At 58.8% G+C, this 12267-nt stretch carries 8 protein-coding genes; 1 reads left to right on the plus strand and 7 read right to left on the minus strand.

From position 1 onward, the window contains the following. Positions 1–22 precede the first annotated feature (22 nt). The 6 genes from aroC to H8K11_18940 all read right to left on the minus strand — a co-directional run bounded on the left by aroC (position 23) and on the right by H8K11_18940 (position 10459). A complete protein-coding gene (aroC, locus tag H8K11_18915; GenBank protein ID MCS6265820.1) occupies positions 23–1159 on the minus strand; it encodes a chorismate synthase in 1137 nt (378 codons plus the stop codon). Positions 1160–1177: 18 nt separating this feature from the next. Further along, positions 1178–2941, minus strand: coding sequence for an aspartate--tRNA ligase (gene aspS / locus H8K11_18920; GenBank protein MCS6265821.1), 1764 nt, complete (start codon positions 2939–2941; stop codon positions 1178–1180). Beyond that, positions 2938–4200, minus strand: coding sequence for a pseudouridine synthase (locus H8K11_18925; GenBank protein MCS6265822.1), 1263 nt, complete (start codon positions 4198–4200; stop codon positions 2938–2940). Before H8K11_18925 ends, aspS begins: the two co-directional genes overlap by 4 nt. 92 nt (positions 4201–4292) lie before the next feature. Beyond that, the gene (gene guaA / locus H8K11_18930) at positions 4293–5849 is read right to left on the minus strand and encodes a glutamine-hydrolyzing GMP synthase (GenBank protein ID MCS6265823.1); all 1557 of its coding nucleotides are present in this window, start codon (positions 5847–5849) and stop codon (positions 4293–4295) included. Positions 5850–5984: 135 nt separating this feature from the next. Further along, positions 5985–7451: an IMP dehydrogenase gene (gene guaB / locus H8K11_18935; protein MCS6265824.1), complete on the minus strand. Its 1467-nt coding sequence runs from the start codon at positions 7449–7451 to the stop codon at positions 5985–5987. A 38-nt stretch (positions 7452–7489) separates the two neighbouring features. Further along, positions 7490–10459, minus strand: coding sequence for an SMP-30/gluconolactonase/LRE family protein (locus H8K11_18940; protein ID MCS6265825.1), 2970 nt, complete (start codon positions 10457–10459; stop codon positions 7490–7492). Between the two features lie 325 nt (positions 10460–10784). On the opposite strand from H8K11_18940, the gene H8K11_18945 reads away from it, so the two are divergent. Further along, a complete protein-coding gene (locus tag H8K11_18945; protein MCS6265826.1) occupies positions 10785–11351 on the plus strand; it encodes a hypothetical protein in 567 nt (188 codons plus the stop codon). A gap of 165 nt (positions 11352–11516) precedes the next feature. On the opposite strand, the gene scpB is transcribed toward H8K11_18945, so the two are convergent. Further along, complete coding sequence (gene scpB, locus H8K11_18950; protein MCS6265827.1) at positions 11517–12260, minus strand: SMC-Scp complex subunit ScpB; 744 nt, start codon at positions 12258–12260, stop codon at positions 11517–11519. Positions 12261–12267: the final 7 nt, after the last annotated feature.

Raw genomic sequence — 12267 nt, forward strand, 5'->3', positions numbered from 1 at the left:
GCGTCGCAGAATCAACCTTGATCTATGCGGTTGGTTTCTTACTGACCGGAACAGCACCATTCGTGAAAGAACCCGGAATCTTGGGCGTCGCCGTCTGTACATCGGCGTTTTGCGCACGATGCAACAGTGCATGATCCATCAGCACCAGGGCCATCATGGCCTCGGCAATCGGCGTGGCCCGGATACCGACGCAAGGATCGTGACGCCCATTGGTTTCGATGGTCACCGGGTTCCCCTGCTTGTCGATGGAACGGCGCGGGATACGAATGCTTGAGGTCGGCTTGATCGCGATAGTCACGACCACATCCTGCCCGGTGGAAATACCGCCGAGAATGCCGCCGGCATGATTCGTCACAAACCCTTCAGGCGTGAGTTCATCGCCGTGCTCCGAACCCCGCTGCGCGACCGAGGCGAACCCTGTCCCGATCTCTACTGCTTTGACTGCATTGATGCTCATCATGGCGCCGGCCAGGTCGGCATCCAGCTTGGCATAGACCGGAGCACCCCACCCGACCGGCACATGCTCAGCCACGGCGGTAATCTTTGCGCCCACGGAATCGCCGGCCTTCCGCAACTCGTCCATGAACGCTTCAAGCTTCCCCACTACCTCGGCGTTCGCCGAAAAGAATGGATTAGTGTCCACGGTTTCCCAGCTCTGAAAGGGGAGGTCGATCGGCCCGAGTTGACTGAGGTAACCACGAATGACAATCCCGTGCTTTTCCTGCAACCACTTCCTGGCAATCGCTGCCGCCGCCACACGCACGGCCGTTTCGCGCGCCGAGGAGCGCCCCCCGCCGCGGTGATCGCGGATCCCATACTTCTGCCAGTAGGTGTAGTCGGCGTGGCCCGGTCGAAAGGTGTCAATGAGGTTGCCGTAATCACGGCTGCGCTGGTCTTCGTTCCGGATCAAGAGGCCGATCGGGGTCCCTGTCGTCTTACCCTCGAACACTCCGGAAAGGATTTCAACGGTATCGGACTCCTGCCGCTGCGTCACGTGGCGTGAGGTACCCGGCTTGCGCCGGTCGAGATCTCGCTGAATGTCTTCGGCGGACAGCGCAAGGCCCGGCGGACACCCGTCCACCACACAGCCGATCGCCGGTCCGTGGCTTTCGCCGAACGAGGTGACAGTGAAGACTCGGCCCAACGTATTGCCGGCCATGGGTTGGATGACTCCTACCTACTCGACGAGATCCAACTTGATGCGCAACTCCTTCAATTGCTCGGCACTCACGCCGGAAGGCGCTTCGGTCAGCGGGCATTGCGCGCGTTGCGTCTTGGGAAACGCGATGACATCGCGAATCGAATCGGCGCCACCCAGCAACATAATCAACCGGTCGAGGCCGAACGCAATGCCGCCGTGCGGAGGCGCGCCGTATTCCAGCGCTTCGAGCAGAAAACCAAACTTGGCTTGCGCCTGTTCCTTGCCGATCCCCAACAGATCCAGAATCCGCAACTGGATGTCGCTACGATGATTGCGAATGCTACCACCGCCGATTTCGCTCCCGTTGAGCACCATGTCGTAGGCCTTGGCCCTGGCCTTCAACGGCTCCGTGTCGAGGAACGGCAGGTCTTCATCCATCGGCGCGGCGAAGGGATTGTGCATGAAGATATAGCGTTTCTCTTCCGGCGAATAGTCCAACAGCGGGAACTCCGTCACCCACAAGGGCTTCCAGGCTGTTTTGTCGATGAGATTCAGTTCCTCACCAAGCAGCAGTCGGATTCGCCCCAAGACATCGTGCACGATGGCCGGTTTATCCGCGCCGAAGAGCACCAGATCGCCGGGCTTCGCTTCCGGCAAGGCCTCGGCAAAGGCCTTGGCATCGAGAAATTTGGCGATCACCGATTCTAACTGGCCGTCCGCAGTGACTTTCAACCAGGCCAGGCCTTTCGCGCCAAAACTTTTCGCCGTTTCACCGAGCGCGTCGATACGACTCCGCGCAATGGAGGCCCCTCCGGACACGATCAGCGCCTTGACGAGTCCGCCCTTGGTCGCCGCGTCTTTGAATACTTTGAATTCGCTCTTCGCCGCAAACGCCGTGACATCATGCAACGGCATGTCGAAGCGAAGGTCCGGCTTGTCCGACCCGTAGCGCCCCATGGCGTCGGCATAGGTCATCCGGGGAAAGGGCGCGGGCAACGGTACCCCGCCGGCATCCTTGAAGACAGAGACGATCATGTGCTCCATGAGCGTCATGACCTGCTCACGATCCACGAACGACATTTCGAGGTCAATCTGGGTAAATTCAGGCTGGCGATCGTTACGAAGGTCTTCGTCGCGGAAGCAACGGGCGATCTGGTAATACCGATCCACACCGCTCACCATCAACACCTGCTTGAACAACTGCGGCGACTGGGGCAGCGCATAAAACATCCCCGGATTCACGCGGCTGGGCACCAGATAATCACGAGCGCCTTCCGGCGTACTTTTGGTCAGCACGGGCGTTTCCACTTCCAGAAACTGCTCCGCATTCAAGAAGGCCCGCACCGCCTGCATGATCCCGTGACGCAATCCCAGCAACCGCTGCATCCTCGGGCGCCTGAGATCCAGATAGCGGTACTTCAATCGAAGAGACTCGGTGATCTCGATGTCGTCCTCGATCATGAAGGGCGGCGTCTTGGCTTCGTTCAGAATCTCGACGGCATCCACGAACACTTCGATCTCACCGGTGGGAAGGTTCGGATTCTTGGACTCATCCGGCCTGGCCATCACCTGACCTGTCACGGACACGACACATTCGCTCCGTAGGGTATGCGCCGCCTGATGGACCGCCGCATTCCGCTCGGCATTGAACACGACTTGCGTCAATCCCGTTCGATCGCGCAGATCGATGAACAGCACCATACCGTGATCCCGGCGACGTTGCACCCATCCATTCAATACCACCTGCTGACCGACTTGTGCCTTGGTCAATTCCCCACACCGATGGGTCCTGATCTTCATGCTCTTCTCCGCGTTGAGGGCCGCGACTTTCCAGCAGGGCCTCGTGATCCCGGGCGCGACCCTGATGATCCGCCACGCCGCTTCTGTTGAAAGTTCTGACCAGAACCGGGTCGCCGAACCCTCATACCACGACCGAGGCCTTGAGGTTTCGCACCGGACCGAGGCCGCTGAAATCCTGCTCCTGGTTGAGTGCGCGGCGGCTGTTGCTCAGGCCCGGAAGGACGCGAGCCAGGGGCACGGTCCAGCCCCTGCGGGATCGGACCAGCCTGAGAGCGTTGAAATCCAGCGCCTTTGGCCGGACGACGAAATTTGGCACCGGGACTCATAGGCCGCCGCGTGGTTCCACGACCTACGCGTGAAGGTTTCGCACCGGCCAGGGACCGCTGCGAACGGGGCCCACGATCGGAACGCTGGGATTTGGGTCCACGCCCTGAACGTTCTGGCTTGGGAGGACGTGGCGGAGCCGGTTCCGTCGGCGGCATCCAGCGAGTCGGCTTTCCGGACGCATCTAATTCCGGACGTTCCGCTCTGGCCACCCGATCTTCCACCAGCTCCCGCAACCGATTCGCTTCACGGTCGGTCAGGAATCGATATTCCCGCGGCGCCAAATCTCCCAAGAGTAACGGTCCCATCCGCACACGCACAAGCTTGATGACCGAATGGCCCACCGCCTCGACCATCCGCTTCACTTGATGTTTCCGTCCTTCGTGAATCGTGACCTCAAGCCACGAATTGCTCTCCGCCCGGCTGACTTTATTCACCTTCGCCGGCGCCGTGAAGCCATCTTCTAGTTTGACGCCTCGCTCAAGGGCTTCGATTTTCGCATCGTCGAGCACACCCTTGACCTTGATCAGATAGGTTTTGGGAACATGGTAGCGAGGATGGAGTAGCGCCTGGGCCAGGTCGCCATGATTCGTGAGCAACATCAGTCCTTCGCTGTCGAAATCCAGGCGGCCGACAGGAAACACGCGCACGCTGACCCCATGCAGGAGATCCTTGACCGTGGGACGTCCCTCGGGATCGTCCAGCGTGGACATGACGTTCTTGGGCTTGTTGAGGATCAAATACACATAGGGCTGCGCAGCCCGCAGATGCTTGCCGTCGACTTTGACGTGGTCGCGAGCGGGATCGACCTTGGTGCCGAGTTCCTTCACCACGCTGCCGTTGATGGTCACGCGCCCGGACGTGATCAATTCCTCGGCTTTACGTCGAGAAGCCAGTCCGGTACCGGCGATGAGCTTTTGTAATCTGACTTCCATTCACACTTTCTGTAAACCGTCTCTCGTCATCCGCGCAATCCGATTGGATCCATCTCCATCCCGCGCCTCACGAGCGACAATTCACGACTGCGTTATTCCCACTCGATCGTGGAAGGCGGCTTGGAACTGATGTCGTAGACGACTCGATTCACGCCCTTCACTTCGTTGATGATTCGGCTCGACATTTTCCCGAGCACGTCGTTCGGGATTTTGGCCCAATCGGCGGTCATGCCATCGAGGCTCGTGACCGCACGGATGGCAATGACATATTCATACGTCCGCTGGTCGCCCATGACACCAACGGTCCGGATCGGCAGCAGGACGGCGAACGCCTGCCAGATCTCCCGATACAGGCCGGCGGCTCGAATTTCCTGATCGACGATGGTTTCCGCCCCGCGCAGAATGGCCAGCCGTTCCTTAGTCACTGCGCCGAGCACACGGATAGCCAAGCCGGGACCGGGAAAGGGTTGTCGCCAGATAATCTCATCCGGCAGGCCGAGCTCCTGGCCCAAGACCCGCACTTCGTCTTTGAACAATTCACGCAGGGGCTCGACCAGCTTCAGTTTCATTCTGGTCGGCAACCCTCCGACGTTGTGATGAGTCTTAATCGTCGCCGAGGGACCTTTGAAGCTGACGCTTTCGATGACATCGGGATACAACGTGCCTTGCACGAGGTATTTGATGCCCTTCAACTTTTTGGACTCAGCCTCAAAATTCTTGATGAAGAGACGGCCGATAATCTTTCGCTTCCGCTCGGGGTCGGTCACGTTCTTCAGGCCGGTGAGAAACTGACTGGTACGATCGAGGATGCGCATGTTCAGATGCATCTGCGACGCGAAGGTTTTTTCAACCTGGTCACGTTCACCGGCGCGCAACACCCCGTTGTCGACGAAAATGCAGGTCAGTTGATCGCCGACCGCGCGGTGCGTCAGCGCGGCCGCCACAGAGGAATCCACCCCGCCGCTCAAGGCGCAGATTACCCGCTCTGTCCCGACCTGTTGCCTGATCTGCTCCACGGCCGTTTCCACGTAGGAGTGCATGGTCCAGGTCGGCTTGCAGCCGCAGATATCGTAGACGAAGTTCTTGAGAATCGTGGCGCCCTCGGCGGTGTGCGCCACTTCCGGGTGAAATTGAAGACAGTAGATGCGCTGCTTGGCATCGTGCCGTTTCATCGCGGCGATGGGAGAATTGTCGGTGTGTGCGATGGAGCGGAATCCTGGCGGCATCCGTTCGATACGATCCCCGTGCGACATCCACACGACGGTAGAGCCACGCTTCCCTATTCTCTTGAACAGATCCGATCGATCATCGAGGGTCAGTTCAGCCCGGCCGAACTCGCGATGCGGAGCCTTCTCCACTTCGCCGCCCTGCAGATGCGTCACCAGCTGCATTCCGTAGCAGATCCCGAGAATGGGAATGCCCTGTTCGAAGAGTTGCTTGGAGACCGAAGGAGCCTTCTTGTCGTACACGCTCGACGGTCCGCCGGACAACACGATGCCTTTCGGACGGTAGGCCAATACCGTTGCAAGAGACACGGTGCAGGGCAGGATCTGCGAATAGACCTGCGCTTCGCGGATGCGCCGCGCGATCAACTGCGTGTACTGGGATCCGAAATCGAGGACGAGAATTCTATCGTGCCAGAGTTCCATGGATATATGCTTTCAGCGGGTCGCTGTTCGCAGACGACAGGAACAGAGAACCGCGTGGAGGAGACGAGTGCTCAATGTGAGGCAGGTCGAGTGCCTTTTCGCTGACCGCTGAGGGCTCAAGCGTAATCGCTGCCGTTATTCCCAATCGGTGCGATAGTTGGGAGCTTCTTTGGTGATGATGACGTCGTGCACGTGCCCCTCGCGGAGTCCGGCCACTGTCTGACGGATGAACGTCGCCTTCTGCTGCAAATCCGGGATGGTCTTACATCCGCAGTACCCCATGCCGGACTTCACGCCGCCCACCATCTGATAGATATGCGGAGCAAGCGTGCCTTTGTAGGGCACCCGGCCTTCAATGCCTTCAGGAACGAGCTTTGGTGTCGGTCGTCCGCCCTGACCGTATCGATCGCCGCCGCCGCGCTCCATAGCGCCGATAGATCCCATTCCTCGATAGACCTTGTAGGTGCGTGCCTGGAATAGCACCGTTTCACCGGGGGCCTCTTCCGTTCCTGCCAGCAGGCTACCCAACATAACCACCGAGGCACCGGCAGCCAGGGCTTTCGTAATATCGCCCGAATACTTGATTCCGCCGTCGGCGATGACCGGAACACCCGATCCGGCCAATGCTCTGGCGCAGTCTGCAATCGCCGTCAACTGCGGCATGCCGGCGCCGGACACCATCCGTGTCGTGCAGATCGAACCAGGTCCTACACCGACTTTCACCGCATCCACACCGGCCTTCACCAAATCCTTGGCCGCCTGAGCCGTCGCGATGTTGCCGGCAATGATGTCCAGCTTGGGGTAGGCTTTTCTCACCATCTTCACCGTATCCAACACAGCCTGCGAATGCCCATGCGCCGTATCCACCACCACCACGTCCACACCCGCCTTCACCAGCAACGCCACCCGGTCTGCGGTATCGGGGCCCACACCCAATGCCGCCCCGACCCGTAAACGGCCGTGGGCATCTTTGCAGGCATTGGGATACTTGATGCGTTTCTCAATGTCCTTAATCGTAATCAGGCCTTTGAGCTCGAACTGTTTATTGACCACAGGCAGTTTCTCAATTCGATGCTCATGCAGAATCTCACGGGCCTTTTCGAGGCTGGTTCCCTCCGGGGCGGTGATGAGCTTATCGCGCTTCATCACCTGCGACACCTTCAGTTCCATCCGCGTCTCGAAACGCAGGTCTCGATTCGTGAGGATCCCGACCAGCTTGCCTGCCTTGGTTACAGGGATACCGGAAATCCGGTATCTGGCCATGAGATCGTGCGCATCACGAATCGTTTGATCCGGCGAGATCGTAATAGGATCCAGGATCATTCCGCTCTCGGATTTCTTCACCTTATCGATTTCAGCCGCCTGATCGGTAGGAGAAAGCACACGGTGCACGATGCCGATTCCACCCTCTTGCGCCATCGCAATGGCCAGTCGCGCCTCGGTCACGGTGTCCATGGCCGCGCTGACGATAGGAATATTCAGCTGAATGTTTCGAGACAGGCGAGTACGGGTGTCGACCTCGCTGGGGAGGACCTGTGATTTAGCCGGTACCAAGACGACGTCGTCATAGGTGAGCCCGAGCCGAATCTCCTTCTCTAACATCAGTCGCCACCCTCTCCCGGGCCTTTCGCCCGTTGCCCCTACACTCTCGTGGTTTTATCGACCTGTCCCAACTCTGCGGCGGCCTCCGCCTCTTCCTGCAACCGCTCGCTGCCTTCATCCGCCGGCATGAATTGCTGCACCCGGGTGTTTCCGCTATCAACGGCGAACACACTTCCCCGGGAATCCACCACGATGCCGTACGGGAAGTTGAATTGTCCGTCACCACCGCCGAATCCGCCCCACTGGGCGATAAAGTTGCCCTCACGGTCGAACTTCTCGACACGATGGTTGCCGGTATCCGTGACGTACACATCGCCCTGACCATCGACGGCAACACCCCAAGGAGAGCGCAACTGTCCGGCTTCCTGCGCCAACGGGCTGCTGGCATGGCCGGCCTCGGAACTGCCGCCCCACTTGGTGAGCAACTGCGGCAACACGTTGGTGCTGGTATCGAACTTCTGCACGCGGTGATTGCCCATATCGACGACATACACCGTGCCGTCGGCCTGATCTACGGCGATCCCGCGAGGGAAATAAAATTGACCGTCGCCGTTGCCGAAACTGCCCCATGACATGATGAACTCTCCGCTCATGTCGAACTTCTGCACTCTGAAGTTGGCGCTATCCACGACATAGATGTACCCGCGCACCCGATCGATCGCGATACCCCATGGGGCATTGAACTGGCCTTCGCCGTTCCCCCGCGATCCGAACTTCATCAAATAGCCGCCCAGCTTCCCGTCGAACTTCTGCACGCGGTGATTGTTGGTATCCACCACGTAGACATCGCCCTTGGCGTCGCAGGCAATACCCGTCGGGTTATGGAAGTTTGCATTGGCGGCGCCGAAATTCCCCCAGAGAATGATGAAATTCCCCGTGCGATCGAATTTCTGGATACGGTTGTTCCCGTTGTCCACGACAAAGATCGATCCCTGTTGATCGATGGCCAGGCCGTACATCGGCGCCATGAATTCGCCGCCGTGCAACAACGACGCGCCGCGACCGGGCTTGCCCCACTTGGAAACACACAGATAGCCGGAGGTGTTGACGAGAATCGTCGCGCTCGCCGGCGTGGAGATATTGTTTCCGAGGTCTTTGAACCAGACGATGACGGTCTTCTGCCCGTCCCCAGGAGACAGAATGAAGGGGATGGTCGCGCCGAACTTGATCGCCGGCGGCACTTCGACCCAGCCTGGTGTTCCCGCCATCGGGGTCATCGGGTTCTCTGAGATGTAGTAGGCCGCCACGCCGGTGTCGAGGTCGGTGGCGGAAATCGTGACGACAATTTCAGGCGAGTTCGTCATAAACGCGCCGTGGTTGATCACCGCATACGGCGTCTGCGGAGCCGTAATATCGATCAGCACCGGCGTAGCAGAGACTTCTTCCGACAATCCGCTCTCGGTGCCGTCCTCATAGACCGCCGTCAGCGCGTAATAGTAGGCCTGGTCGTTGGTCAATCCCGAGTGATTGTACGGGCTGGTGACGCCCTCGATCTTGGTGCCGCCTTCCTGCGTTAGACTGGCCGAGGTATGGAAGTAGAGATTGTAGGAGACAGCCCCCGGCACATCCATCCAGCTCAAGAAGGTTTCGGTATCTCCGGGCTTGATCGCCAGATTGCGGGGAATCGGGTACTCGCTGACGGCTTGCGCGCGTTCTCGTTCCGCCTTGCCACGGTCCAACTCTTCATCGGTCGGCACGTATTTGATGACCCGATGGTTACCGCTGTCGACGACGTACACCGCCCCTTCCTTGTCCACGGCCACGCCGGAGGGAAAGTTCAACTGGCCCTCGGTCTTTCCACGATTTCCCCATGCACAGAGGAAGGTCCCGTTTCCGTCGAACTTTTGAATGCGGTGATTGCCCTGATCGACGACGTACACATTGCCCAGCGCATCGCAGGTCACGCCCCAGGGGGCTTTGAACTGGCCGGGACCGCTGCCTTCACGGCCCCACTTGGTCAAAAAGCTTCCGCGGGTATCGAACTTCTGAATGCGATTATTCCCTTCATCAGCCACATACGTATTCCCCACGAAGTCCACGGCCACCCCGCGCGGGAAGAAAAAGGCTCCGTCGAAACTTCCATCCCGCCCCCACTTCAACAATGGAGTTCCATCGCCCTTGAACTTTTGAATGCGGGCGTTGTTGGTATCGGTCACGTAGATATTGCCGTCCTGATCGGTGGTCACGCCCCAGGGAGCATCGAACTTATTCATGTCGGCCCCGCGCCAGGCAAACCCGAACTTACCCCAGGCCTTCATGGGATTACCGTCGGTATCGAGCCGCTGCACCCGGTTATTGCCGGTATCGGCGACGTACACCTGTCCGTCCGAATTCGTGGTGAGTCCGCGCGGATAGTAATAACCACCTTCTGCACTGCCGGCTTCGCCGCCCCAGCGACCGAGGAATTTTCCGTCTTTGTCGAATTTCTGAATGGAGTGATTGTCGGTATCGGCAACATAGATATTGCCGTCCTTGTCCACCGCAATGCCGGTCGGAGAACTGAACTCGCCGTCCTCCACGCCCTCCTGCCCGATGATCTTGGCAATGAGGTAGGGAGCCGGAATCGCCATGACTTCTTGAGATTCTGGGCTCTCCCCCTTCTGCGTCACCACCGTCACGACATAGTGGTAGCACGTTCCGTTTGCCAAATCGTCGTGCATGAAGGGCGACTGCGCACCCTCGATACATGTCCCCTTTTCCTTGGTCACACCGATGACGGTCTTGAAATCGTCCGCGCTGGCGATGGGACGGGTAAGTTCGGAGAACTTGATCTGCACGCCCTTGGTGGTCATGAAATACAGGTTGTAATACATGGCCTCCGGCACAGCGTCCCAGGTAATCATCACCCGGCCGTTTCCAGCTTTGGCGGCCACTCCGGTCGGTGCAGGAGGCAGATCTTCCTCCTCAGCAACGGAGTCCCCGGCGCCCCATTCGCTTTGACTTCCCTCCGCCGTGAGATACCGCCGGTCAAACCGAAACATTTCGTCGAGCAGCCAAGCCTTGATCATGGTGTTCCTCGTGGTACGAGATTGGTGAAGATTGGCGGATGTTTCAATAACTTAGATCGGGCAGTCTAACAAAGCGAAAAGAAGGGAGTCAAGGCAAGACCAGCATGGCTTGGGGCGCGCTGGAGGCTCTTTCGCCGACGCCTCGGTTACGGAGTCATCGCGTCGACGAGGGCGGATGAAGCCGCGCGCGGAGGAAGGGCAGGTAGGCATCCATCCCCCCAAAGCTGGATGGACGCATTTCTTTCGAATGTCATAGGCTCTGCATTCTCGACGTTGGATAACAACACACGTCGCCCGGTAAGATGAACCAAATCGGAGGTGAACCATGTGGCCAACACGACTTGTGCTCGCAACCCTCGCCGCGAATCTGCTCCTTGTTCCCAGCGTGCATGCGGTCGAGTCATCTCCTGCAGAAATGTGGGAATGCCCGGGGCCAGAGGGAACGATCCTCTACACCAATAAAGAACGGCCCGATTGCCAGGCCAAGGTCCTCAAAGCGCTCTCCGTTGTGCCCTCTCTACCCGACCTGCCGCTAGCACCTCCCAGCGGTTCAACCTATCAGCCGACCACGAAACCGAAAGATTTTTCATACGACACTCCCATCGGCGCCTTGCGCAATCTTTCTCAGATACCAGAATCTGGACGCGACTGGTATGCGGGTAATGCCAGCGGCGGATCGGTGCAGGGCGAAGTTTGCAGTATGTATATGGAATGGATTCATCTGAATCAGAACAGCCGCGGCGGCCACTTCTTTGGCACCGATCCGTCGTACGGCAGTAATCCAACGGCCCGTAACTGGTACACCCCGAGTTACTCCTTCTATGACAACGCCCGCTACGTCACCCTGTCACAGATCTTCGGCGCGGGTTTCGTTCCAATCGGGTGTCATTAGGCACTCGCAGCAGCACTACTGCTGATCGTCATGCACAAAAGGCCTTCGGGAGAGTCCTTTCACAGGAGTCTCTCGAAGGCCTTTTGTGCACAACGATGAAGGAAATCCACCGGAAATGCAGGAACGAATTTTCAGGAATCTCTCAGCAAGGATGGTAGGGAGAGGTTAAGACTCCTCCGCAATATCGGCGACGACAAGGTCCACCCCGGCCTCGTTCTCCGGAACCGGGGCCTCGGAAGACTGCACCGCGTCATCTCCCGGCTCAAGAAGCGCCACAGGCGCATCCATGTCTTCGGACAGCCCTTCGACGACCGCCTCGGTAGACTGGGTCACAGGCTCTCCATCCACTGCCACGACCTCATCAATCGGCAACATCGCCTGCTCGGATTCGCCCAACTCTTTGAACTCACGAAGCGGCGGCAGCTGAGATAAATCGCGCAACCCAAAATGTTCGAGGAAAAACTTGGTCGTCCCATACATAATCGGGCGGCCCGGCTCTTCCTTGCGGCCGACGATGCGCACGAGTTTTCGCTCCAGCAGCGTCCGAATAACTCCTGATGTTTCGACCCCTCGAATCTGCTCGACCTCCGCGCGAACGATCGGCTGCTTGTAGGCAATGATCGCCAGGGATTCCAAGGCCGAACGCGAGAGTTTTGAGGGAGACTTTACCTTCTCCAACCGTTTGAGCCACGGGGCGAATTCGGCCTTGGTGACGATCCGGTAACCGCCGGCCACTTCTGCCAACTGCAGCCCGCGGCCTTCCTGCTCATAGTCCTGAGCAAGGCTCGCGAGCGCCTGATCGACATCCTGCTTCGTAACCGCTCCGAGCAATGCCAAGAACCGCGTGACCGGAATAGGCTCGGCCGTCACAAAGAGCAAGGCCTCGAGGATTCCCTTCAGTGCGCGCATGTCGGAC

Source organism: Nitrospira sp. (genome assembly GCA_024998565.1).
In the GTDB taxonomy this organism is placed as follows: domain Bacteria; phylum Nitrospirota; class Nitrospiria; order Nitrospirales; family Nitrospiraceae; genus Nitrospira_A.

What these genes read in the sequence shown, in the direction of transcription:
- H8K11_18940 (MCS6265825.1), bottom strand. Translation starts at nt 10,459, where the DNA reads ATGATCAAGGCTTGGCTGCTCGACGAAATGTTTCGGTTTGACCGGCGG.
- aroC (MCS6265820.1), bottom strand. Translation starts at nt 1,159, where the DNA reads ATGGCCGGCAATACGTTGGGCCGAGTCTTCACTGTCACCTCGTTCGGC.
- scpB (MCS6265827.1), bottom strand. Translation starts at nt 12,260, where the DNA reads ATGCGCGCACTGAAGGGAATCCTCGAGGCCTTGCTCTTTGTGACGGCC.
- H8K11_18945 (MCS6265826.1), top strand. Translation starts at nt 10,785, where the DNA reads ATGTGGCCAACACGACTTGTGCTCGCAACCCTCGCCGCGAATCTGCTC.
- guaB (MCS6265824.1), bottom strand. Translation starts at nt 7,451, where the DNA reads ATGTTAGAGAAGGAGATTCGGCTCGGGCTCACCTATGACGACGTCGTC.
- H8K11_18925 (MCS6265822.1), bottom strand. Translation starts at nt 4,200, where the DNA reads ATGGAAGTCAGATTACAAAAGCTCATCGCCGGTACCGGACTGGCTTCT.
- guaA (MCS6265823.1), bottom strand. Translation starts at nt 5,849, where the DNA reads ATGGAACTCTGGCACGATAGAATTCTCGTCCTCGATTTCGGATCCCAG.
- aspS (MCS6265821.1), bottom strand. Translation starts at nt 2,941, where the DNA reads ATGAAGATCAGGACCCATCGGTGTGGGGAATTGACCAAGGCACAAGTC.